Origin of the sequence: Streptomyces sp. NPDC021080, from assembly GCF_044333225.1 — a bacterium.
Classification (GTDB): domain Bacteria; phylum Actinomycetota; class Actinomycetes; order Streptomycetales; family Streptomycetaceae; genus Streptomyces.
In genome coordinates this window covers 445,353-467,860 of record NZ_JBIRQM010000006.1, presented here as the reverse complement: position 1 = coordinate 467,860, position 22,508 = coordinate 445,353, and the positions used below count along the sequence as shown (strand labels likewise).

The window sequence follows — 22,508 nt, the reverse complement described above, 5'->3', positions numbered from 1 at the left end:
TCATTCCCCCTGGTTCCCGGCCCGGCGCGCCATCTCGTGCAGCACCTTGTAGGCGGGCACGGGCGCCTGCCGGACGCCGGTCAGCTTCTGGTTGAGATAGGTCGAACGGGCGGCGGTGGCCGCCGTGAACTCGGCGGTCGCGCCCTGCGGACGGAACCCGTGCCGGACGGCGAGGCGGCGCAACACCGGGTCGGTGCCGATGAGTTCGCCCAGCGCGCGGCCCTCGGGCGTGAGCGGTACGACCGTGTGGTCGCTGTTGGCGGTGGTGTCCGGGTAGAGGACCGTGAGGTCTCCGGTGTCCTTGCCCTGGGTGAGCAGCGCGGCGACCTGCGACTCGTAGACGAGGACGAGCGGGTTGCCCGCGCCGCTGACGAAGTCGCCGAACGCGGCGTCGGTGCTGGGCTGCTGGGCGCCCTGGACACTGACGAGCCGGTGCATCAGGGACGCGGTGCGGCCGACGGCGGCGTTGTCCGTGGCCACCCGCCCGCCGTCGGCCACGTAGGACGCGGCGGCGAGGTAGAGGGCGCCGGAATTGGAGGTCTCCGGGTCGGTGGTGGCGATGTACAGCGTGCCGGTCAGCTCACCGTGGGCCGTGGCGCCCTTGAGCTGCTGCCAGGTCCGCCCGTGCCTGGCCGCGTCGAGGTAGGCGGCCATCTTCAGGGTGCCGGTGTTCTTGTCGAGGGTGGCCAGTCCGTTGGCGGCGAGGACCTGGGCCGCGCTGCGGTGGGCCACCACGACGAGGGGCGAGTAGAAGGGCCGGGGCAGCGGCTGGCGGACGTGGTACTTGTCCGCGAGCTCGTCGGCCGGGGCCTGGCTGGAAGGGAAGGCGAAGTCGTACCCCTTGAGGTCGAGGCCGTCCATGGCCCAGGACCCGGAGGTCTCCGTCTTCACGGTGTAGCCCTTGGCGGCGAGGGCCTTCACCACATCCGGATCGGAGAAGAACTCCGCCTTCTCCGAACCGATCACTCCTCGCACGGTCTTCGTTGCCGTGCCCTTGTCCTGACCCGTGCGGCCCGCGACGACGGCTGCTGCCACTCCGCCGATCAACAGGACCGCCAGGACGATTCCCGCTATGCGTCTCACGCCTGGAGCGTGCACCTCGGAATCCAACGTTCCCCGCCTCGGGGGATGAACACGAGGTGACCACCGGGTCCCGGTACGCAACCGGAGGGGGAAGTGCCGCTACGCGCGGCGCGGAGCCCCCGGCGGGGCGGCGCGGGCGGCTGTGGCGGAGACGGGGGTGGCACCCGGTCGGCGCGCTTCGAAGGCGCGCGGACCGGGGCCGTACGGGGGCCCGGGCCAGGGGCTCAGCGGGAGGCCAGCTCGCGGGGTTCGACGGCGAGCGCGTGGGCGTCCATGCGCTCGGCGGAGAGGATCGCCGCGGCCGTGTCGGCGCGGGAGGCCGCGACGACCAGGGCGCGGCCCGCCAGTGCGTGGGCCCGCCGGTGGAGGGTCACGAGATGGGGCGCCTCGGAAGTGGCGGTGGCCGGGGTGCGCAGTGGGGCGCCGCCGCGCAGCCGGGTCACCTGCTCGGTGAGCCGCTCGGCGCCGGCGTCCAGGTCGGCGGACGGGGCGAGTGCGCGGATCTCGTCCGTGACGGCGAGCAGGGCCGCGAGGTGACCGGCGAGCTGGATGTCCAGTTCCTCCTCGCGCGACCGGTGGGGGAAGTCGGAGGAGGGGGCGCCGGCCATCGTGTGGACCGACTTCGAGCGGATCGGTTCGTACATGGGGTGGCCTCCTGTGCCTGACAGGAAGCCATCCTAGCTTGGAATTCGTCTAAAGTTGAGCAGGTTCGCATACTGGGACGCGGCGCGTACGCAGGGTGAGCGCGGAGCGCGTCACGGCTGGCTGTAGCCGTCCAGGAACGAGCCGATCCGGGTCACCGCGTCCGTCAGGTCCGCGACCGTCGGCAGGGTGACCACCCGGAAGTGGTCCGGCTCGGGCCAGTTGAAGCCCGTCCCCTGGACGACCATGATCTTCTCGCGGCGCAGCAGGTCGAGCACCATCTGCCGGTCGTCCTTGACCTTGAAGACCTTCGGGTCCAGGCGCGGGAAGAGGTACAGCGCCCCCTTCGGCTTCACGCAGGTCACACCGGGGATCTGGGTCAGCAGCTCGTGCGCGACGTCCCGCTGCTCCTTCAGCCGCCCGCCCGGCAGGACCAGGTCGTCGATCGTCTGGCGCCCGCTGAGCGCGGCCACCACTCCGTGCTGCCCCGGCATGTTCGCGCACAGCCGCATGTTCGCGAGGATCGTCAGACCCTCGATGTAGGAGGCGGCGTGCGCGCGCGGTCCCGAGACCGACATCCAGCCGACGCGGTAGCCCGCCACCCGGTACGCCTTCGACATGCCGTTGAAGGTGAGGGTGAGCAGATCCGGGGCGATCTTGGCGGTCGCGGTGTGCGTGGCGCCGTCGTAGAGGATCTTGTCGTAGATCTCGTCGGAGCAGACCAGCAGGTTGTGCCGCCGGGCGATGTCCGTCAGCCCCCGGAGCATCGCGTCGTCGTAGACCGCGCCGGTCGGGTTGTTCGGGTTGATGATCACGATCGCCTTGGTGCGGTCGGTGATCTTCCGCTCCACGTCCGCGAGGTCGGGCATCCAGTCGGACTGCTCGTCGCAGCGGTAGTGCACGGCCGTGCCGCCGGACAGGGAGACCGCCGCGGTCCACAGGGGATAGTCCGGGGCCGGTACGAGCACCTCGTCGCCGTCGTCCAGCAGCGCCTGCATCGCCATCACGATGAGCTCGGAGACGCCGTTGCCGACGAAGACGTGATCGACGTCCGTCTCGATGCCCAGGGTCTGGTTGTGCATCACGACCGCGCGGCGGGCGGCGAGCAGGCCCTTGGCGTCGCCGTAGCCGTGCGCCGAGGAGACGTTGCGGAGGATGTCCTCGAGGATCTCGGGGGGACACTCGAAACCGAAGGCGGCCGGGTTGCCCGTGTTGAGCTTGAGGATGCGGTGACCGGCCGCTTCGAGCCGCATCGCCTCCTCAAGAACCGGACCCCGGATCTCGTAGCAGACGTTGGCGAGCTTCGTGGACTGGATCACCTGCATATCCGTGAGCTTACGGCCGCCCGCCGGGCTCCGGGGCGTGTTTTTCACCACGTGAGACGTGTCGGTTCCGGCAATTTTGTCCTCCGGCTGCGCCGGGCGCCCTGGTGGTCCCTACAATGCGCGATCATGTCCTGGCAGTCCGGAGATCCCGAAGCCCGGCCGACGGTGTACCTCCCGCAGAGCGACGGCGAGACGCCTTTGGCCTATGAGACGTACGCCGATCCCGCGGAGGCGCACGGCTGGAGGAAGGCGTACACGGACGGCGAGGACACCAGCGTTCTGCCCGCCGTGTCCGGCGGCCCGGGAGGACGGCAGGAGCGGCGGCGGCAGCAGCGCGAGCAGAGCCGTCGCGGCCGGCTCGCCGGACGGCTGGCCGTGGCCGGGGGCGCGGTGGGCGTCGTCGCCCTCGGCGCCGCCGTCTTCGGGGTGTTCGACTCCGGGGCGGCCGGCGGACCGGACGGCACGCCCGTGAGCACGCGCAGCCCGGTGCGCCTGGCCACCGGAGAGGCCCAGGCGGACGACGGCTCCCCCGCGGCCTCCGCGCAGCCCCTGCAGGCCCCGCCGGCCACGGCGTCGGCGTCCGCCGGCGCTTCCACGGGCGCGAGCGCGTCCGCGAGCGCCTCCGCGCCCGCGGACGCCTCCACGGCTCTCGCGCCCTCCGCGTCCACCGCTCCCACGGCCTCCGCCGCCACCGCGCCCCCCTCGGCCACCCCGACCGCCCCGGCGACGAGCACCCCCGTCCGGCACGGTCACGGCCACGGGCACGGCGGCCGGTCCTGACAGGGCTCCCCGCCCCCGCCGGTCCCAGTAGGTTGGCCCTGCCGCAAGGGGGAGGCAGGGCATGGAATTCTCGCTGTTGAACGACGAGCCGGTGACCGGGCCCGGGGACGATCTGCTGGGCACCGGCCGGGCCGCCCGCGAACTCGCCAAACTGCTCCACGACTCGCGCGCCGCGACCCCGCTCACCCTCGCGGTGGACGCCGGCTGGGGCATGGGCAAGAGCAGTCTGATGCGGCTCGTGGACGCCGAGCTCCTGACCCGCGAGGGCGTCCACACCGTCTGGTACAACGCCTGGACCTCGACGGGCGCCGACGCGCTCGAAGGCCTGATCAAGTCCGTCCTGATGCGGTTCGACCGGCGCTTCCTGCGGCGGGCGCTGCGCCACGTGTCCGAGCGGGGGGCGTTCTACGGCGCCGTCCGGGCCGCGCTGACGCTCGGGGCCGCGCCGTTCGGGGTCGCCCCGCTCGTCGACCGGCTCTGGCGGGACCTCTCCGTCGACGCGGCGTCCCGCAACGCCATGCGGGACGCGCTGCTGCGGCTGACGCAGGAATGGGCCGAGTCCGCGCCGTACGACACCCGGCGCCTGCTCGTCGTGTTCATCGACGATCTCGACCGCTGCTCCGAGGAGACCGTGCTCGCGGTGTGCGAGGCGGTGAAGGTGTACCTGGACGTACCGGGGCTCGCCTTCGTCATCGGCTGCGACCGCTCCGCCCTCGGGCCGAGCGGGCTGCTGCGGGACCTGTCGCCGGCCGGGTCGGCGTTCATGGAGAAGATCTTCCAGACGAGTTACCGGGTGCCCGTTCCGGCGACCGCCGAGGTGCGCGCGTACGTCGACCGCTGCGCGGAGCGCTCCGGCATCCGGGAGCTGCTCGGCGACCACCTCGCCGAGCTGGTCGCCCTGCGCTCGGCCCGCAACCCGCGCCGGATCAAGCGGCTCATCAACGGCTTCGGCCTGGAGTGCGCGCTCAACCCCGTCTGGGAGTCGTTCAGCGCGGAGGCGGTCATCCGGGTCCTGCTGCTCCAGCAGCTGTACCCCGACTTCTACCGCGTGCTGCTCGCCCGTGACGGCGCCGATGTGCACGCGGCCCGCGAGTTCCTGCGCTACCGCGCGGCCCGGCGGGTGCTGAGCCAGCCGTTCGCCCGGCCCGCGGAGGGGACCTGGCCGGTCGCGGTGGGCTGTCTGCTCGCGTACGACCTCCTCGCGCCGGAACCGGACCGGCCGGACGACTGGGGTCCGCTGCTGGCCCGGCTGGAGGAGCATCTGCCCACCGGCTTCCCCGAGCTCGCGCTCGACGCGAACTTCGTGCGGCTCATCGAGGAACTGATGGCGCTCACCGAGGTGGACGACCTGGTGGGGCAGTTGCAGCGGGGGGCGCCCCGGCTGGCGCCGGAACCCGCGGACGGGGCACCGGAACCGGGCTCGTCCGCGGTGCCGGGCGGCGGCCGGCCCTCGTACGCCGGGATGCAGGTGCTCTGGATCGACGACCACCCCGAGCGCAACACCCAGTTCACCGAGCGGCTGGAGGCGCGGGGCGCCCGGGTCTGGACGGCCACGGACCGTACCCGTGCCGAGCAGGTCCTCGACGCCACCCGGATCGGCCTGCTCGTCTCGGACGTGCAGCGCGGAGCGGACCGGGAGGCGGGGCTCAGCGATCTGCGCCGCTGGCGGGAGAGCGGGCGGTACACCGGGCCCGCCGTCTTCTTCACCAGCCGCACCACCCCGAACCGCGAGGCCCGGGCCGAGGCGCTCGGCGCGAGGTTCGCCACGAGCGGCGCCCTGCTCTTCCGCTACGCCGAGGAAGCCCACGAAATTTCCGGTTCCTAGGCCGGAAAGCGCTCCTTGTTCACTTTCCCCTCTCCCCTCACAATGCGCATGACAACAACTGGCCGGAAGACCTCCGGTCAGCGGAAGGCGGCCGGAGGACCTTCGGCCGCCCCAAGTCGCAAGAGGGGACCCCCACATGAGAAAGCCTCTCGTCGCCGCTCTGTTCGCCCTGGTGCTCGCCGGGGCGGGCGCGGCACCCGCGGTCGCGGCACCCGCTCCCCACGCGGCGGCGCCCACCCTCCAGGCCGTCAGCCTCGCCGGGACCGTCGCACTCAGCAACTGCTCCGGATCGGTCATCCGCTTCCCCAACTCGGCGGACTCCGACCCGGCGCTCGTGCTCTCCAACGGCCACTGCCTGGAGACCGGTTTCCCGGACCCCGGTGAAGTGATCGTCGGCCAGTCGTCCAGCCGGACCTTCGGCCTGCTGAACTCGTCGGGCACCAGGGTCGCGACCCTGCGCGCGAGCAAGGTCGCGTACTCGACCATGACCGACACGGACATCACGATCTACCAGCTCACCAGCACCTACGCGACCATCAAGAACTCGTACGGCATCAGCGCCCTGACCGTGCAGGACACGCACCCGGTCGCCGGCACCGCCATCACCGTGGCCTCCGGCTACTGGAAGCGTCTCTACAGCTGCAACATCGACGGGTTCGTGTACCGCCTCAAGGAGGGCGACTGGACCTGGAAGGACTCGGTCCGCTACACCTCCGCCTGCCAGACCATCGGCGGCACCTCGGGCTCGCCGGTCGTCGACCAGTCCACCGGCAAGGTCGTCGCCGTCAACAACACCGGCAACGAGGACGGGGAACGCTGCACGGTCGACAACCCGTGCGAGGTCGACGCGAACGGCACCGTCACCGTCCGCCAGGGCATCAACTACGCCGAGGAGACCTACCAGATCCCGGCCTGCTTCACGACGGGCAACAAGCTCGACCTGAGCCTGAGCGGGTGCGTCCTGCCCAAGCCGTAACACCGCGGGAGGGCGGGCGGTCACGCCGTGCGGCGGACCGCCCGTCCCGCCAGCACGTCCGTCCGGCGCCCGTCCTCGACGACGAAACGCCCGTCGATCAGGACGTGCGGGACGCCGGTGGGCAGGGTGCGCGGCGCCGCGAAGGTCGAGCCCGCCGCGACCGTCGCCGGGTCGAGGAGGACCAGGTCGGCGCGGTACCCCTCGCGGACGAGACCGCGGTCGGGCAGCCGCAGCCGGGCGGCGGGCCGGCCGGTGAGGTGGGCGACGCACTCCTCCAGCGTCAGGACGCCCAACTCCCTCACGTAGTGGCCGAGATAGTGCGGGAAGGTGCCGTAGGCGCGCGGGTGCGGCCTGGCGCCGTGCAGGATGCCGTCCGAGCCGCCGGTGTGCGCGCGGTGCCGCATGATCGTCCGGACGTTCTCCTCGTGGCCGACGTGCTGCAGGATCGTGGGGCCGAGCCGGTCCTCGACCAGCAGCCGCCGGGCGGTGGTCCAGGGTTCCTCGCCGCGCAGAGCGGCGGACTCCCGGACGGTCCTGCCGACGTACGGGGCGAGCCCGGGGTCGTTCACCCCCGAGATCTCGATCGTGTCCCACGCGACGGGAACGCCGTGGCAGCCGTCGGCGCCCACGACCTCCAGGTGGTGCCGGATCCGTTCGGCGGTGTCGTCGTCCCGCAGCCGGGCGAGCAACGCCTCCGGGCCGCCCTCGCCCGCCCAGCCGGGCAGCAGCGCCGCCAGCGTGGTGCACCCGGGGGTGTACGGGTAGGTGTCGAGGGTGATGTCCGCGCCCTGCGCCAGCGCCTTGTCGAGCAGGGCGAGCAGCTCCGGCGCCTTCCCCTCGTTCACCCCGAAGTTCATGGTGGCGTGGGCGAGATGGAGCGGACAGCCCGCCTCGCGGGTGAGGGTCACCATCTCCTCGTACGCCTCCAGGGCGCCCGCCCCGTACGAGCGGTGGTGCGGGCACCAGTAGCCGCCGTGCTCCGCCACCACCCGGCACAGGGCGGTGAGTTCGGCGTCCCGCGCGTACATCCCGGGGGTGTACGTCAGCCCCGAGGACATGCCGACCGCGCCCTCGCGCAGCCCGTCCGCCACCAACCGCCGCATCCGGTCCAGCTCTTGAGGAGTGGCCTCGCGGTCCTCCCAGCCGACGGCGAGCATGCGGACGGTGCCCTGGGGGACGAGGTAGGCGGCGTTCACCGCGATGCCCTGGCCGTCGAAGCCGTGGTCGAGGCGGTCCAGGTACTCGCCCACCGAGCGCCAGTCGAAGTCGATGTCGTCGCCGTGGCCGTTCCAGCCGGTGATCGTCCGGCGGACCTCGGCCAGCGTGCGGTCGTCGACCGGCGCGTACGACAGGCCGTCCTGGCCGATGACCTCGAGGGTCACGCCCTGGGCGGCCTTCGCGCTGTGGTCCGGGTCCCGCAGCAGCGCCAGGTCGCTGTGCGCGTGCATGTCGATGAAGCCGGGGGCCAGGACCAGGCCCTCGGCGTCCATTTCCCGGGTGCCGCGCGGCCGTTGGCAGCCGGCCGCCGCGGCCTCCTTGACGATCGCGACGATCCGGCCGCCCTTGACGGCCACGTCCGCGCGGTACGTGGGGGCGCCGCTGCCGTCGGCGACGTCCACGTCCTGGACGACCAGGTCGGCGTGGTCCATGGGGCGTCTCCCGTCTCTGGAGGGCGTGCGGATCTCCGGGGCGCAGGGGTCCCGGGAGGGTGCGTACCTCCCGGGACCCGGGAGGCGCGTACGGGTCCCTAGAAGTACGTACGGATGTAGTCGACGACCGTGCCGTCCGACTCGACCAGCGGGATCAGCTGCCACTTGTCGAAGGACGTGCACGGATGGGACAGGCCCATGCCGACCCAGTCGCCGACCTCCAGGTCCGCCCCGGGTGCCGTGCGCAGCCAGGCGTGCTGGTCGGACAGTCCGCTCACCTCGATGCCGGCCGCCGGGTGTTCGGTGCCGCCGCGGCGTACGACCTGGGCGAAGGGAAGGTCGAGGTCGTGGGCCGCGTCCCGCTTGCCGGCGTTGGTGAAGGCCTGCTCGGGGGAGGGCCGTGAGACGACCTGCGACCAGAGGCGGAACGCCGGGTGCAGGGCGCCCTCGTCCGGGACGCGGGTGAAGGGGGTGAGCCTGCGGTAGTGGCCGTCGTCGTGCGAGACGTACGCGCCCGAGCGCAGCAGCTTCAGCACGGGGAGCGAGAGGCCGGGGATCTCGGCGAAGACGTCCGCGACCGCGTCGAACCAGGCGCTGCCGCCCGCGCTGACGACGATCGTGTCGATGTCCTTGAAGCGTCCGGCGGCGTCGAAGGCCGCCGCGAGCGCGGTCAGCCGCCGCAGCCAGGCGCGCACCCGCTCCGGGTTCGCGTCCGGCACCTCGCCCTCGTACCCCGCGACGCCGGCCAGCCGGAGCGTCGCCGTCGCCGCCACCGCGTCGGCGACCGCCGCGCACTCCTCCTCCGTCCGCGCGCCGGTCCGGGCGCCCGCTCCCGCCGCGAGTTCGACGACCACGTCCAGCGGGCGGGCGCTCCCGCGCAGCGCGGCGTCCATCAGCTCCACCCCGCGCACCGAGTCGACGTAACAGACGAACTCGAAGTCCGGGTCCGCGGCCAGCTCGGCGGCGATCCAGCCGAGGGCCGCCGGATCGACCAGCTCGTTCGCGAGGAAGATCCGGTCGATGCCGAACTCCCTGGCCACCCGGACCTGGTGCGGAACCGCGAGCGTGATGCCCCAGGCGCCGTGCTCGATCTGCCGCCAGAACAGCCGGGGTGCCATGGACGTCTTGCCGTGCGGGGCGAACGCGAGGCCGTGCCGGGTCGCGTACGTCTCCATGAGTTCGAGGTTGTGGGTCAGCCGCTCGGCGGAGAGGGCGAGGACCGGGGTGGTGAAACCGTCCGTGAAGAGGTTGCGGCGCTGGGCGGCCAGTTCGCCGACGCTCAGACCGTCGGCGTCCGGGGGCAGGCCCTTGAACCGGTGGTCGACGCGCTCCGCGGCGAGAGCGGCCAGCGGTGCGGCGGCGCTGTCGGCACTCATGGGGCCTCCTCGGCCTGTCAGTGCGTTGCATCATCTGCAACGCTCATTGCGCATGTTGTTTACGGCTGTCTAACATCTCAGCCGACGCAGGGTCAACGGTGCCGTTCGCCGCCGTCGGCCGCCAGAGCGAGGAGCCCCGACCACCGTGACCAGCAACGGACCCGCCGGTGCCGAGCCCCCCGGCACGGGTGCCGGCACCGTCGACGTGGTGGCGCTCGGCGAGTCCATGGTCACCTTCCTGCCCACCCGGGCCGGACGCCTCGCCGACGTGCCCTCGTTTCTTCGGGGCATCGGCGGCGCCGAGTCGAACGTGGCCTGCGCGCTGGCCCGCGCCGGTCATTCCGCCCGCTGGGTCGGCAGGGTCGGCGCCGACGGGTTCGGCGACCACCTGGTGGCGGCGATCGCCGCGTACGGCGTCGACACCTCCGCCGTACGCAGGGATCCCGCCCGCCCGACCGGCGTCTACTTCCGCACCGCGGGCGACCGGGGGACCGACGCCCACGAAGTCGCCTACTACCGGGCCGGGTCCGCCGCCTCCGCCATGACGGCACGGAACACCGACCTGGCCGCCGTCCGCTCGGGCCGCGTGCTCCACCTCTCCGGCATCACCGCCGCGCTCTCCGACGGCTGCCTGGCCCTGATGCGCGAACTGACCGCACCCCGAAGGGGCCGTCCGCTCGTCTCCTTCGACGTCAACCACCGCCCCGGCCTGTGGCGCGGCCGCCCCGGGGGACCGCGCGTCCTGCTCGACCTCGCACGCGGCGCCGACATCGTCTTCGTCGGCGACGACGAGGCCCGCGAGGCCTGGGGACTGCGCGGAGCACACGCGATCCGCGAGGCGCTGCCCGAACCGGACGTCCTGGTCGTCAAGGACGGCGGGGCCGGAGCCGTCATGTTCGCCAGGAACGCGGACGCCGTGGTCGCCGGCGACGCGGACGCCGCCGACGTCGCCGTCTTCGTGCCCGCCCCGCACGTCGACGTCGTCGCGGCCGTCGGCGCCGGTGACGCCTTCGCCGCCGGGTTCCTCTCCGCCACCCTGCGCGGCCTTCCCGCCCGCGACCGGCTGCGGCACGGCCATCTGACGGCCGCCGCCGCCCTCACCGTCCCGGACGACCTCGCCGCGCCACCCGCCCGGGGGCACGCCGACCGGCTCACCGCTCTCGACGACCGTGCCTGGGAGACACTTCGTCTCGGCCCCGGCTGGACCGAAGCCGACGCACGGGCCGCCGAGGAGGTACGTACGCCATGAGCCAGACCGTCGACCGAGCGCTGAGCATCCTGCCGCTGCTCGCCGAGGGCCCCGCCGACCTCGGCCAGGTCGCCGACCGTCTCGGCGTCCACAAGTCCACGGCCCTGCGCCTGCTGCGCACCCTGCACGAACACGGCCTGGTGTACCGCCAGTCCGACCAGCGCTACCGGCTCGGCGCCCGGCTCTTCGCCCTCGCCCAGGAGGCCGTCGAGAACCTCGACGTCCGCGAGATCGCCCACCCCCACCTCGTCCGGCTGGGCGAGAACTGCGGACACACCGTCCATCTCGCCGTGTACGAGGAGAACGAGGTGCTCTACATCGACAAGGTGGAGAGCCGCTACCCGGTGCGGATGTACTCACGGATCGGGAAACCCGTCGCCATCACCGTCGCCGCGGTCGCCAAACTGCTCCTCGCCGACCTGCCCGAGGCCGAGCGCCGCGCCGTCGCCGACAAGCTCGACTACCCCCGGTACACAGCCCGTTCGACCCCCGACGCGCCCGCCTTCCTGAAGGAACTGGCGACGGTGCGCGAACAGGGCTGGGCCGCCGACCTCGGCGGCCACGAGGAATCCATCAACTGTGTCGCCGCCCCCGTGCGCGGCGCCGACGGACGGGTCGCCGCCGCCCTGTCGGTCTCCGCGCCCAACGTCGTCGTCACCGCCGAGGAACTCCTCACCCTGCTCCCGCTGGTGCGCCGTACGGCGGACGCCATCAGCCGCGAGTACTCCGGAAAAGCCCCCACCGCGGAAGACCCCGAAGGAATGAGCACCGCATGACCGACAAGACCGCCCTCACTCCCGCGACCCACGCCGCCCCGCCGGCCAGGTTCTCGCACGGCGTACGGAAGGGGAACATCCTCCAGGTCGCCGGACAGGTCGGCTTCCTGCCCGCCGAGGAGGGCAGGCCCCCGACGCCCGCCGGCCCGACCCTGCGCGAGCAGACCCTCCAGACGCTCGCCAACGTCAAGGCCGTCCTCGAGGAGGGCGGATCCGGCTGGGACGACGCGATGATGATCCGCGTCTACCTCACGGACACCGGCCACTTCGCCGAGATGAACGAGATCTACAACCGGTACTTCGACGAACAGGGCCTCACCGCGCCCCCCGCCGCGCGCACGACGGTCTACGTCGGTCTGCCGGCCGGACTCCTCATCGAGATCGACGTCCTCGCCGTCCTCGGATGACTCTCTTCGTGTAACAGAGGCATCGCCAATTCGGGGCTGACTGTGCCCCGCACAGGATCTTCGACCATACTTCCCGCTGTGGAGCAGCGCATAGGTTCGAAGAGCCAGCCCCTGGACGCCGCCGCGGTGAACCCGGCGTACATCCCCGGGCTTACGTCACCCGTGCCGGCGGAGCCGAAGGACGCGGTCGTGGAGGCCGAGGAGGCCGCCGAGGAGTCCGTCTCCGGCGAGACGGACTCCGACGGCACGGCGTCGGGCGAGGCGCCCGCCGCCGAGACCCCTCAGGAGTCCGCGCCCGAGGAGGAGTCCGCGCCCGAGGAGGAGACCGCCTCCGAGGAGGAGGCCGCCTCCGAGGCCGGCGCGGAAAGCGGTCCCGTCCCCGACGGTCCCGTCTTCGAGGCCTCCGACCGGCGTGCCTCGATCAGGGTCGACCACAGCGGTGTCCTGCTGCGTCTGGACGACCAGGAGGCGGAGTTCCGCTGGGACGAGATCGGCGCCGTCGAGACGGAGACGCCGCGCTTCGGCAAGCGGTTCACCATCACGGTGCACACGCCGGAGCGCCGCTGGTACCCGATCGAGATCGAGGCGAACGCCCGGGCACGTCACAAGGAGTGGGAGGCGCAGCTCGACGCCGTCCTGGACGCCTACTTCGAGGACGATGACGACGCCGAGGCCGTGGAGGAGTCCGCGGTGACGGCCGGGTCGGACGCGCCCGAGGACTCCAAGGAATCCGAGGGCTCCGAGGACTCCAAGGGCTCCGAGGGCTCCGAGGCGACCGCGGCGGACGGCACGGCGGACGCGGTCGAGGCCGTCGAGAAGCCGTAAGCGGTAAGGGGGTCCGCGTGCCCGGTCAGGAAGGGCACGCGGACCCCCGGTCACCGGCCGGCCGGGCCGGCGCGCCGTCCCCTAGGAGCAGTACTGCGCCGCCTTGCCGATGGAGCGGTACATGCAGTCGGCGTTCTCCAGGAGCTGGAGCACGGCGTCCCGGTTGCGGGACGTCTCCCGCTCGATGACCTCGTCGGGCGGGTAGAAACCGCCGCCGGAGCTGGACGTCGGGTACATCTCGAAGGTGTAGTCGAAGATCTTCTGGGTGCCCCAGAGGTAGTCGTCGATCGAGCCGTCCGTGATGTACAGATCACTGGACTGTTCGGCCGTGTACCCGTTGCTGGCGGCCATCTTCTGGCCGATGGCCTTGAACGCGGCGGCGTCGTCCGCCGTCATTCCGGTGGCCGTGTCGGAGGTCGTGTACCCGAACGGCCACAGCACCAGCTCGCTGTAGGTGTGGAAGTCGATCCCGGCGGTGATCTGCTGCTTGCCGCCGACGACCCGGCTCCGCACGAAGTCGGCGACCACCTTCACCTCGGGCGCCGACTCGGCCGACGCGCCGCGGTAGGTCTCGGAGGACGTGGAGCCCGAAGAGCCGCCGCAGCAGCCCCACTTGTAGTTCCAGTTCCGGTTCAGGTCCGTACCGACGTACGAGGAGCCGGAGTTGGGCTGGCGGTTCTTGCGCCACGAGCGGTAGGACCCGGTCGCGATGTCGTACTCGCCGCCGTCCGGGTTGAGGTCCGGGACGATCCAGATCTCGCGGTTGTTCACCATGTTTGTGACCCGGGAGTCGCTGCCGTAGCCGGCTCCGAGCTCGCGCAGCAGGTACAGCGCCATCTCCACCGTGAGGTGCTCACGGGCGTGCTGGTGGAAGGTGAGCAGGACCTCGGGTTCGTTCTCGTCGGTCGCCACGTTGTCGCTGACCTTGATGGCGACGATGTCCCGGCCCTGGTAGGACTTGCCGATCACCCGCTTGCTCATGATGCCCGGATAGGCCGCGAGCCGCTGGTCGATCTCCGTGTTCATCTCGGCGTAGTTGTGGTACTTCGCGTCCGCCGTCGGGAAGTCGAACAGGCGTACGTCGCCGGCGGCCGGGGAGCGGTCGGGCGCCGCGCCCAGCGGTGTGACGTCGTAGCCCTGTCTGCGCAGTGCGGCGATCTGGTCCGCGCGGCCCGAGACGACGACGGTCTCCTCGTCGGCCTCGTCGACGGTGACTCCCGACCGCTGGATCTCGGTACGGGACGCGGGGGTCGAGCTCTGGTGGATCTCGTACTGCCTGACGTCGTCGGGCGAGGGTCGAAGGACCCTGGCCCCGCTCGCCGTGGCGTCGGTGGCGGTGGCGGTCAGGGGAGCCGCGAGGGCGAGCGCCGCGAGGACGGCGAGGGCGGCGGTGCGCCGGCCCCCTCTGCCTCTGCCGTCGGCGCTTCCGCTGCCACGTGGGCGAAGTCGCATGAAGTCTCCTTGTTTCTCCGGTAATCCCGGGATCTCCGGAATTGTGGGGGAGCGGAGCCGCGGAGTGGCTCAAGGTGACGTGCCTGGTGCGGGTGTGGCGCTCATGGTGAGGGTTATGGCATGAGCAGGTCAATAGACGACAAAGAGCCGTCGGCGGGAATCGGCCGCGCCCGCCGCGCCGAGCGGCACCCGCTCCGTCTTCGCCGAGCGGCACCGGCCCCGACCCGGCCCACCCCGCCGGGCGGCACCGGCCCCGCGGGGCCGGTGCCCGCAACGGCAGCGGCCCCGCCCGCCGCGACTGCGACGAGCGGGGCCGGAAGGCGAACCGCCGGGGAAGGGGGGAAGCGGGTCGCCGGACCTACAGTGCGTGCACGTGCGGGCCCACCGCGTTCGACCAGGCGTTGCCCGCCGAGGCGTCCCAGTTCGTCGACCAGGTCATCGCGCCGCGCAGGGCCGGGTAGGCCTTGGAGGGCTTGAACGAACCGCAGTTGGTGAGCTTGGTCAGGCAGTCGAGGGCGTTGTTCACGATGGTCGGCGAGACGTAGCCGCTGCCCGCGCCGCTGGTGGAGGCGGGGAGGCCGAGGCCGACCTGGGAAGCGTCGAGACCGCCCTGCAACTGGATGCAGGCGAGCGCCGTCAGGAAGTCGACCGAACCCTGCGAGTAGACCTTGCCGTCACAGCCGAGCATCGAACCGCTGTTGTAGTACTGCATGTTGACGACGGTGAGGATGTCCTTGATGTTCAGGGCGGTCTGGAAGTAGGAGTTCGACGTGGACTGCATGTCGATGGTCTGCGGGGCCATGGTGATGACCAGGGACGAGCCCGCCTTCGCGGACAGGGACCGCAGCGCCTGGGACATGTAGGTCGCGTTGAGGCCGTTCTCCAGGTCGATGTCCACGCCGTCGAAGCCGTACGTCTGCATCAGGGAGTAGACGGAGTTGGCGAAGTTCGTGGCCGAGGTGGAGTCGCTCACCGAGATGGTGCCGTTCTGGCCGCCGATGGAGATGACGACCTTCTTGCCCGCGGCCTGCTTGGCCTTGATGTCGGCCTTGAACTGGTCGACGGTGTAGCCGCCGAGTCCGGCCGAGTCGAGCGTGAAGCTCACGGCGCCGGGCGTGCTCGTGGCGTCGGCGAAGGCGACGGCGATGATGTCGTACTGCGACTGCACGGCGGAGAGCTTCTGCACGGTCGCGCCGTTGTTGAAGTTCTGCCAGTAGCCCGTCACGGCGTGCGCGGGCACGGTACCCCCGCCGCCCCCGCCACCGCCGGACGCGGTCGTCGTCCCGGTCACGGCCGACGACTTCGCCGACTCACCGGCCGAGTTGGTCGCGGTGACCTGGAAGGAGTACGCCGTGGAGGCGGAGAGCCCCGAGACGGTCGCGGAGGTTCCGGTCACCGCCTGGACCTTGGAGCCGCCCTGGTAGACGTTGTAGCCGGTCGCGCCCGACACCGTGTTCCAGGCGAGCGAGACGGACGAGGAGGTCGTGGAGGACACGGCGAGGCCCGCCGGGGTCGCCGGAACCGTCGGGGCCGGGTCGCCGCCACCGCCGCCGTCGGGGCCGAACACCGAGACGTCGTCCGCGAAGTAGGCGGGCTGCCCGTACCAGCCGTGCGTCCAGACCGTCACCGACGTCGTCGAGGCACCGGTGGTGAAGGTGGTCGAGAGCTGCGTCCAGGTGGTGTTGGGCGTCCAGGTCGAGACGTCCGTCGTCCCCGTGCCGCTCGCCCCGATGTAGGTGTACGCCCCCTGCACCCAGGCGCTCAGCGTGTACGTCGAGTTGGGCTTCACGGCGACGGACTGCGAGCACTGGGCGTAGTCCTGCCCCGCGGGCGTGGCCTTCAGGGCGGCCGCACCGCCGTGCACCGGCGAGGAGACGGTCGTGCCGCTGCCCGCCGAACAGGTCCAGTTGCTCAGCCCGGACTCGAAGCCCCCGTTCTTCACGTTGTTGACGTCGGCGGCCTGGGCCTGGCCGGCCAGACCGGTGAGGGAGAGGACGGACGCGGTGACGGCGGCGGCGAGGGCTCCCGCCCATCTCCGTCCGGGCATACGGGTGACGCGGTCCACTGGGTCCTCCAGGGAGAGGTGGGGGAGGGGAGGGGGAACGGAACGGTGGCCACCGCCGGTGCATACAAGTTGGTCCAGACCAATCGGGTTGTCAAGTCCCGCGTCACGCCAAGTCCCTTATGGGAGAGCCCAGTTGTTTTTGAGACGTCTTACTCTCCGTTGATCACGCCCGCACCTTCGGTGAGATGATCTCGGAGATTGTGTGTTGAGCGGGCCATGCCGTGGATATGGTGCTGATGCAAGAGGGCGTCACAGTGGCGATCCGCGGCCGTACGGGAAACGTCCGTGACGCTCTATGGCGACAAAGGGGCGATCTGAGGCGATGGTTGACCACCTCGCCGCAGCGAACGGGGTGTGTGCAGCGTGCCGACCGCGATAGCCGTCACCAGTCCCGATCTGGTGCTTCCGCCGCACGACCGGCAGACCCCGCCGGCGGTCGTCCAGCCGCTCGGCACCCTGGAGGACTCCCTCACCGGGATGCACGCCCTCATCGAACAGCACGGGTACGTCATCTCCCTCTACCCCGCCGCCGCCGAGAGTGCCGTCACCCGGCGGCTGCACACCGTCCGCTCCGTCCTGGAGAGCGACCGCATCGCGCTGCTCGGCATCGACCTGCCGCCGCTCGGAATCGCCCTGCTGGCCCAGCAGTTACGCCAGCTGTCGGTCTGCGACTTCAGTCCCGGCGTGCTCGCCTCCGCCGCCCGGCTCCTCGCGCACTACATCTACGCCGGCGCCCTGCTCGGCTCGGTCGCCAAGCTCGACCGGGTCCCCGTCTCGCTGACGTCGCACGCCAAGTCATGGGTGCCGGGCGCCCAGTTCGCCGTACTGGCCAACCCCCGGGCCGAGTTGATCAGAGTCGGCCAGGAGGAGCTGCCCGGACCGGAGTTCGGGACCCGGCTGCTCTCGGCGGCCGGTCAGCCGCCCTCCGACTGGGTCACCTCGACCCTCGCGCCCGCCTGGCAGGTCCAGGGCGCCGCGACCGTCCCGCTGCCCGGGGAATCGGTCCGCTGGTGGGGGACGAACCGGCTCGTCGAGTTCGCCGCCGGACTGCACGACGTGTCCGTCCTCTATCAGCTCGTCTCGTCCGTCCGGCGGGACGAGTGCCGCTGGTGCGGCCTCGAACTCATCGGCGACCGCTGCGGGTTCTGTGCCGCCCCGCTCGCGCCGCCCTCCGCGCAGGAGCTTCCGGCCACCACCGTCCGGGCAGCTTCTCCGGTGCGTGCCGCTCTGCCCCGAGGCGTCACATAGGCACCCCGGGCACACCGGCGCAGCACCACCGCACAGCGCCACCGGCACAGCACCACCGGCACATCGGAACAGCGCCAGGCACGACCGGAGCACGACCGAACAGCGCACCAGGCACGACCGAAGTCCGACCGAACCGCACATCGGGCCCCACTGCCCGGACCCGCCGTCCCCTAGATCGAGGTTGTCCTGAACATGCTGCATTGTCCCGGAGGCCGACCCCCGGATCCCCGGCAGGAACGACAGCCCGGTCCACTCCCCGGTACCGCCCCACGAGGTGAGATTCAGTGAACTCGCGCCAGCGCCGCGGCGTCATCCTGCTGGTCCTCTCGGTCCTGTGCGCCCTCGGCGCCTTCGCCGGAGTCCTCTCGGTGATCCGCGACGTGAACTCCAAGGTCGGCCCGGAGGTCACGGCGTACCGCCTCAAGAGCGACATCGCGCCCTACAAGGAGCTGTCCGCCGACCAGTTCGAGAAGATCTCGATGCCCGAGCGGTGGCTGTCGTCCACCGCCGTCACCGACCTCGCCCGCGTCCGCGGGAAGATCGCCGTCACCCGGCTGCAGAAGGGCTCCCTGCTCCAGGCCGACATGATCGTCGACAAGCCGCAGCTGGCCCCCGGCCAGCAGGAGATCGCCATCATGATCGACGCGTCGACCGGTGTCGCGGGCAAGATCGACCCCGGCTCGCGGGTCAACATCTACGCCACCTTCAAGGCCGAGAACGACAAGGGCAGGGACCAGTCCAAGGTGATCGTCGAGAACGCCCGCGTCATCGACGTCGGCAAGCTCACCGCCCTCGAACCCGACCAGTCGAGCGCCGACCGGCGCAACAGCGCCGCCCAGGCGGTGCCCATCACCTTCGCGCTCGGCACCGCCGACGCCCAACGCGTCGCGTACGCCGAGTCGTTCGCCGAGCACGTCCGGCTCGCCCTGGTCGCCAGCGGCTCCGACACGACCGTGGCGCCCGGCGACCGTACGTACACCCTCGACGAGGACAAGTAGGAGGCCGCGCATGAGGTCCATGCCCACGGGGCGGTGCCCGGGGCCGCGTACGCGGCCGGCACGGACGACGCGGACACGGCAGGCGCTAGGCCCCCGGTCCGGGACGCGGCCGCGACCGCGCGCGGTGCCGGGCACAGGAGCCGGCGCGCGGCACGCGAGCGAGGAGCTTCGCCGATGACCATCCGTATCCTTCCCGCCGTCGGCGACATCGACTCGGCCCGCGCGCTCACCACCCTGCTGAGCCAGCTCGCCGACACCGAACCCGTCCCGCCCGTAGCCGACTCGACCGCCCTGCTGGACACCCTCGCGCGCCTCGCCGCGGAGTCCCTGGACGAGCTGCCCGAAGTCGTGCTGGTCCACGAACGGATCGGCCCGGTACCGGCGTTGGACCTGATCCGCGACCTGGTGATGCGCTTCCCGGCCGTCGGGGTCGTCCTCATCACCGCCGACACCAGCACCGGCGTCCTCACCGCCGCCATGGACTCCGGCGCCCGCGGCATCATCGGCCTCCCGCTCGGCTACGACGCCCTCGCCGAACGCGTCCAGGCCGCCGCCGCCTGGTCCGCCGGAATGCGCCGCCACCTGCACAGCGGCGCACCCGAGCTGTACACGGGCCCCGGCGGCACCGTCGTCACCGTGACCGGTGCGAAGGGCGGCGTCGGCGCGACCGTCACCGCGGTCCAGCTCGCCCTCGCCGCGAAGGCCTCGGGGCGCACCGTCGCGCTGCTCGACCTGGACCTCCAGTCCGGCGACGTGGCCTCGTACCTCGACGTGCAGTTCCGCCGGTCGGTGGCCGACCTCGCGGCCATCGCCGACATCAACCCGCGCGTCCTCCAGGACGCCGTCTACCTCCACGACAGCGGCATCGCCCTCCTGCTCGCGCCGGCCGAGGGGGAACGGGGCGAGGAGGTCACCGACCGGGTGGCCCGCCAGATCCTCTCCGCGCTGCGCTCCCGCCACGACGTCGTCGTCGTCGACTGCGGCTCCCAGATGAACTCGGCCACCGCCGCGGCCGTCGAGATGGCCGACCGGGCCCTGCTGCTCGTCACCCCCGACGTCATCGCCGTACGCGCCGCCAAACGCATGGTCCGCATGTGGGACCGCCTCCAGATCCGCAAGGCGGAGGAAACCACCACGGTCGTGAACCGCTTCGCGCGCGGTGCGGAGATCCAGCCGTCCCTCGTCGAACGCGTCACCGGCACCAAGGTCGCCCGCACCGCGGTCCCCGCCGCCTTCAAGGAACTCCAGTCGGTCGTCGACGCGGGCCGGCTCCAGGACCTGGACGCCCGCTCGACCGTCAAGCAGGCGCTGTGGGCGCTCGCCGGCGACCTGGGCCTCGTGGTCCCCCAGGAAGGCGGGGGCGGCGGCAGACGCCGCAAGGCCTCCTCGGACCGGGGCGCGCTCTCGCTGCGCGGCAGGGGCGGCGACCGGGGAGCGGTCACCCTCGAATTCGCCGGGATGTTCCCGCTGCTGCTGGTCGTCATGACGATCCTGTGGCAGTGCGTGCTGTACGGCTACTCGTACTCCCTGGCCGGGAACGCGGCCGACGAGGCGGCACGGGCCGCCACCGCGGCCTACGCGGTCCACGGCGACGTCGCGGGTGCCTGCGCGGCGGCCGGGAGCAAGCACCTGCCGGGCTCCTGGAAGGACGCGGGCATCGCCTGCGGCCGGGACGGCCAGGTCATGACGGCCACCGTCGAGGTCGACGTCCCGCTGTTCTTCCCCGGCTTCGACGCGGGCTTCCACGTGGAGGGCAAGGCGGGCGCGGCGCTGGAGGGGGACGACGGATGAGGACGAACCCGCGGACGGCGTCCGGCGGAAGGGGGCGTGCCGGTACATCACATGTCCGTCGCTCACGTCCGGACCGGCCGACGCCTCACACCACACCGACGTCCGATCCAGCGGCGACGGACGGATGTACCGGCACGGCCCCGACCCACGACGCAGCCGCGCCCGCAGCCCCGGCCGAGGTCGCACCCGCACCCGCGCGCCGGCTCCGGGACGACCGGGGTGTCTCCATCCTGGAGTTCGTCGGGTTCCTGCCCATCCTGCTGCTCATCGGGATGGCGACCATCCAGCTCGGGCTCATCGGGTACGGCGCCAACCAGGCCGGTACCGGGGCGCGGGCGGCCGCGCGGGCCGCCTCGCAGGGCGGCGACGGCGGGGCGGCCGGACAGGCCGCGGTGAGCGGATGGCTGAACCCGACCGTGTCGTTGGGGGGAGGGCCCGGATCCGACCTCACCACGGCCACGGTCACGGTCACGGTCCCCAACGTCATCCCCCTCTTCGGCCGTTACCCCGTCACCCGCCACGCCACCATGCCCACCGACGACTGACCGGGAGGAGCCGACACCATGAGCCTGCGTTCCCGTATCGCCGCCCCCGACGAGGGGGGACCCGCCCGTGAGGACGGACACCTCGTCGCCGTCTACCGCGCCAAGCTCCTCGAGGAGATCGACCTCGCCGAGATGTCCAGCCTGGCCGCGGCCGAACGCCGGGTCCGGCTCGAACGCGTCCTCGGCCACATCATCAGCCGCGAGGGCCCGGTCCTCTCCACCGCCGAACGCTCCCAGCTGATCCGCCGGGTCGTCGACGAGGCACTCGGACTCGGCGTCCTCGAACCGCTCCTCGCCGACGCCTCCATCACCGAGATCATGGTCAACGGCCCCGACTCGATCTTCGTCGAGCGGGCCGGCCGCGTCGAACAACTGCCGCTGCGCTTCGCCTCCAACGAGCAGCTCATGCAGACCATCGAACGCATCGTCTCGACCGTCAACCGCCGCGTCGACGAGTCCAACCCGATGGTCGACGCCCGCCTGCCCACCGGCGAGCGCGTCAACGTCGTCATCCCGCCGCTCGCCCTGACCGGCCCCACCCTCACCATCCGCCGCTTCCCCCGCGCGTACACGCTCCCGGAGCTCATCGGCCTCGGCTCGCTGGACGAGCAGACGCTCATGCTGCTCGCCGCCTTCGTCCGGGCCCGTTTCAACGTCATCGTCAGCGGGGGCACCGGCAGCGGCAAGACCACCCTGCTCAACGCGCTCTCCGGCCTGATCCCCTCCCACGAGCGGATCATCACCATCGAGGACTCCGCCGAACTCCAGCTCCAGCAGGAGCACGTCGTCCGCCTCGAATCACGCCCCCCGAACGTGGAGGGCAAGGGCCAGATCACCATCCGCGACCTGGTCCGCAACTCCCTGCGCATGCGCCCCGACCGGATCATCGTCGGCGAGGTCCGCGGCGGCGAGACCCTCGACATGCTCCAGGCCATGTCCACCGGCCACGACGGCTCGCTCGCCACCGTCCACGCGAACTCCGCCGAGGACGCCCTCATGCGCCTGCAGACCCTCGGCTCGATGTCCGAGGTCCAGATCCCGTTCGAGGCGCTCAAGGACCAGATCAACTCCGCCGTCGACGTCGTCGTCCAGCTCTCCCGGGGCGCCGACGGCTCCCGCAAGGTCACGGAGGTCGCGCTGCTCGTCTCGCACGGCCGCGAACAGTTCCGCGTCACCCCCGTCACCCGCTTCGTGCCCCGCCCGGTCGGCCCCGACCGTGTCGTACGGGGCCACTTCGAGCACCTTCCGCTCCCGCGCCCGGTCGCGGAGAAGCTGTACGTCGCGGGCGAGCCGCTGCCGCCCGCCTTCGGCGTCGCCGAGGCCATCGACGCACTCGACACCAGGCAGGCCATCGGATGACGCCCCCCACCACGGATTCCCTCGCCCCTGGGGCCCTTGCCTCCGGGCCACCCGCTTCCGGGCCACCCGCTTCCGGGCCACCCGCTTCCGGGCCACCCGCTTCCGGGCCACCCGCTTCCGGGTCCCGTGCCTTCGCG

General features: G+C 72.0%; 19 protein-coding genes. 12 read left to right on the top strand and 7 right to left on the bottom strand.

Annotated elements, in window-relative coordinates; all coding sequences use genetic code 11:
• The 3 genes from ACH4S8_RS17890 to ACH4S8_RS17880 form a co-directional block, all read right to left on the bottom strand.
• Entirely contained in the window at positions 1-1,083 is a 1,083-nt protein-coding gene (locus tag ACH4S8_RS17890) for a hypothetical protein (protein WP_398394875.1), read from the bottom strand.
• 224 nt (positions 1,084-1,307) lie between these two features.
• Positions 1,308-1,727 (bottom strand): hypothetical protein, encoded by a 420-nt coding sequence (locus tag ACH4S8_RS17885; RefSeq protein WP_398394873.1) that lies wholly within the window; start codon positions 1,725-1,727, stop codon positions 1,308-1,310.
• A gap of 111 nt (positions 1,728-1,838) precedes the next feature.
• Positions 1,839-3,050: a pyridoxal phosphate-dependent aminotransferase gene (locus ACH4S8_RS17880; RefSeq protein WP_398394871.1), complete on the bottom strand. Its 1,212-nt coding sequence runs from the start codon at positions 3,048-3,050 to the stop codon at positions 1,839-1,841.
• A 126-nt stretch (positions 3,051-3,176) separates the two neighbouring features.
• On the opposite strand from ACH4S8_RS17880, the gene ACH4S8_RS17875 reads away from it, so the two are divergent.
• The 3 genes from ACH4S8_RS17875 (at position 3,177) to ACH4S8_RS17865 (ending at position 6,631) form a co-directional block, all read left to right on the top strand.
• Entirely contained in the window at positions 3,177-3,830 is a 654-nt protein-coding gene (locus ACH4S8_RS17875) for a hypothetical protein (protein WP_398394869.1), read from the top strand.
• Positions 3,831-3,891: 61 nt separating this feature from the next.
• Positions 3,892-5,655 (top strand): P-loop NTPase fold protein, encoded by a 1,764-nt coding sequence (locus tag ACH4S8_RS17870; protein ID WP_398394867.1) that lies wholly within the window; start codon positions 3,892-3,894, stop codon positions 5,653-5,655.
• A 136-nt stretch (positions 5,656-5,791) separates the two neighbouring features.
• On the top strand, positions 5,792-6,631 hold the full coding sequence (locus ACH4S8_RS17865; protein ID WP_398394864.1) for a serine protease: 840 nt from the start codon (positions 5,792-5,794) through the stop codon (positions 6,629-6,631).
• A gap of 20 nt (positions 6,632-6,651) precedes the next feature.
• Here the strand turns inward: ACH4S8_RS17865 and ACH4S8_RS17860 are convergent, their stop codons facing one another.
• Together ACH4S8_RS17860 and ACH4S8_RS17855 are read right to left on the bottom strand one after the other, a co-directional pair.
• Positions 6,652-8,280 (bottom strand): amidohydrolase family protein, encoded by a 1,629-nt coding sequence (locus ACH4S8_RS17860; protein ID WP_398394862.1) that lies wholly within the window; start codon positions 8,278-8,280, stop codon positions 6,652-6,654.
• Between the two features lie 98 nt (positions 8,281-8,378).
• Positions 8,379-9,656, bottom strand: coding sequence for an alanine racemase (locus tag ACH4S8_RS17855; protein WP_398394859.1), 1,278 nt, complete (start codon positions 9,654-9,656; stop codon positions 8,379-8,381).
• A gap of 145 nt (positions 9,657-9,801) precedes the next feature.
• Here ACH4S8_RS17855 and ACH4S8_RS17850 point away from each other — a divergent pair, with 145 nt between their 5' ends.
• From ACH4S8_RS17850 to ACH4S8_RS17835, 4 genes are all read left to right on the top strand, one after another.
• Positions 9,802-10,905: a sugar kinase gene (locus ACH4S8_RS17850; protein ID WP_398394857.1), complete on the top strand. Its 1,104-nt coding sequence runs from the start codon at positions 9,802-9,804 to the stop codon at positions 10,903-10,905.
• Complete coding sequence (locus ACH4S8_RS17845) at positions 10,902-11,681, top strand: IclR family transcriptional regulator (RefSeq protein WP_398394855.1); 780 nt, start codon at positions 10,902-10,904, stop codon at positions 11,679-11,681. Before ACH4S8_RS17850 ends, ACH4S8_RS17845 begins: the two co-directional genes overlap by 4 nt.
• Positions 11,678-12,088 carry a RidA family protein gene (locus tag ACH4S8_RS17840; RefSeq protein WP_398394852.1) on the top strand — a complete coding sequence of 137 codons (411 nt, stop codon included), beginning with the start codon at positions 11,678-11,680 and terminating at the stop codon, positions 12,086-12,088. The genes ACH4S8_RS17845 and ACH4S8_RS17840 overlap by 4 nt, the downstream gene beginning before the upstream one ends.
• A 78-nt stretch (positions 12,089-12,166) precedes the next feature.
• The gene (locus tag ACH4S8_RS17835; RefSeq protein WP_398394850.1) at positions 12,167-12,913 is read left to right on the top strand and encodes a hypothetical protein; all 747 of its coding nucleotides are present in this window, start codon (positions 12,167-12,169) and stop codon (positions 12,911-12,913) included.
• 81 nt (positions 12,914-12,994) lie between these two features.
• On the opposite strand, the gene ACH4S8_RS17830 is transcribed toward ACH4S8_RS17835, so the two are convergent.
• Positions 12,995-14,365: a M14 family metallopeptidase gene (locus tag ACH4S8_RS17830; protein ID WP_398394848.1), complete on the bottom strand. Its 1,371-nt coding sequence runs from the start codon at positions 14,363-14,365 to the stop codon at positions 12,995-12,997.
• Positions 14,366-14,723: 358 nt separating this feature from the next.
• Positions 14,724-16,412 (bottom strand): chitinase, encoded by a 1,689-nt coding sequence (locus tag ACH4S8_RS17825; protein WP_398395069.1) that lies wholly within the window; start codon positions 16,410-16,412, stop codon positions 14,724-14,726.
• Between the two features lie 381 nt (positions 16,413-16,793).
• Here ACH4S8_RS17825 and ACH4S8_RS17820 point away from each other — a divergent pair, with 381 nt between their 5' ends.
• The 5 genes from ACH4S8_RS17820 (at position 16,794) to ACH4S8_RS17800 (ending at position 22,371) form a co-directional block, all read left to right on the top strand.
• Complete coding sequence (locus ACH4S8_RS17820; RefSeq protein WP_398394846.1) at positions 16,794-17,678, top strand: hypothetical protein; 885 nt, start codon at positions 16,794-16,796, stop codon at positions 17,676-17,678.
• A 284-nt stretch (positions 17,679-17,962) separates the two neighbouring features.
• Positions 17,963-18,676, top strand: coding sequence for a Flp pilus assembly protein CpaB (cpaB, locus tag ACH4S8_RS17815; RefSeq protein WP_398394844.1), 714 nt, complete (start codon positions 17,963-17,965; stop codon positions 18,674-18,676).
• Between the two features lie 174 nt (positions 18,677-18,850).
• On the top strand, positions 18,851-20,467 hold the full coding sequence (locus ACH4S8_RS17810; RefSeq protein WP_398394842.1) for a CpaE family protein: 1,617 nt from the start codon (positions 18,851-18,853) through the stop codon (positions 20,465-20,467).
• Between the two features lie 272 nt (positions 20,468-20,739).
• On the top strand, positions 20,740-21,012 hold the full coding sequence (locus tag ACH4S8_RS17805; RefSeq protein ID WP_398394840.1) for a hypothetical protein: 273 nt from the start codon (positions 20,740-20,742) through the stop codon (positions 21,010-21,012).
• Between the two features lie 18 nt (positions 21,013-21,030).
• Complete coding sequence (locus ACH4S8_RS17800) at positions 21,031-22,371, top strand: CpaF family protein (RefSeq protein ID WP_398394838.1); 1,341 nt, start codon at positions 21,031-21,033, stop codon at positions 22,369-22,371.
• The last annotated feature ends 137 nt before the right edge of the window (positions 22,372-22,508 follow it).

Bases quoted from the DNA above. Each gene is read 5' to 3' on its own strand.
- ACH4S8_RS17845 (WP_398394855.1), top strand. From the start codon at position 10,902: ATGAGCCAGACCGTCGACCGAGCGCTGAGCATCCTGCCGCTGCTCGCC.
- ACH4S8_RS17855 (WP_398394859.1), bottom strand. From the start codon at position 9,656: ATGAGTGCCGACAGCGCCGCCGCACCGCTGGCCGCTCTCGCCGCGGAG.
- ACH4S8_RS17870 (WP_398394867.1), top strand. From the start codon at position 3,892: ATGGAATTCTCGCTGTTGAACGACGAGCCGGTGACCGGGCCCGGGGAC.
- ACH4S8_RS17800 (WP_398394838.1), top strand. From the start codon at position 21,031: ATGAGCCTGCGTTCCCGTATCGCCGCCCCCGACGAGGGGGGACCCGCC.
- ACH4S8_RS17885 (WP_398394873.1), bottom strand. From the start codon at position 1,727: ATGTACGAACCGATCCGCTCGAAGTCGGTCCACACGATGGCCGGCGCC.
- ACH4S8_RS17825 (WP_398395069.1), bottom strand. From the start codon at position 16,412: ATGCCCGGACGGAGATGGGCGGGAGCCCTCGCCGCCGCCGTCACCGCG.
- ACH4S8_RS17880 (WP_398394871.1), bottom strand. From the start codon at position 3,050: ATGCAGGTGATCCAGTCCACGAAGCTCGCCAACGTCTGCTACGAGATC.
- ACH4S8_RS17830 (WP_398394848.1), bottom strand. From the start codon at position 14,365: ATGCGACTTCGCCCACGTGGCAGCGGAAGCGCCGACGGCAGAGGCAGA.
- ACH4S8_RS17840 (WP_398394852.1), top strand. From the start codon at position 11,678: ATGACCGACAAGACCGCCCTCACTCCCGCGACCCACGCCGCCCCGCCG.
- ACH4S8_RS17860 (WP_398394862.1), bottom strand. From the start codon at position 8,280: ATGGACCACGCCGACCTGGTCGTCCAGGACGTGGACGTCGCCGACGGC.
- ACH4S8_RS17810 (WP_398394842.1), top strand. From the start codon at position 18,851: ATGACCATCCGTATCCTTCCCGCCGTCGGCGACATCGACTCGGCCCGC.
- ACH4S8_RS17865 (WP_398394864.1), top strand. From the start codon at position 5,792: ATGAGAAAGCCTCTCGTCGCCGCTCTGTTCGCCCTGGTGCTCGCCGGG.
- ACH4S8_RS17805 (WP_398394840.1), top strand. From the start codon at position 20,740: ATGGCGACCATCCAGCTCGGGCTCATCGGGTACGGCGCCAACCAGGCC.
- ACH4S8_RS17875 (WP_398394869.1), top strand. From the start codon at position 3,177: ATGTCCTGGCAGTCCGGAGATCCCGAAGCCCGGCCGACGGTGTACCTC.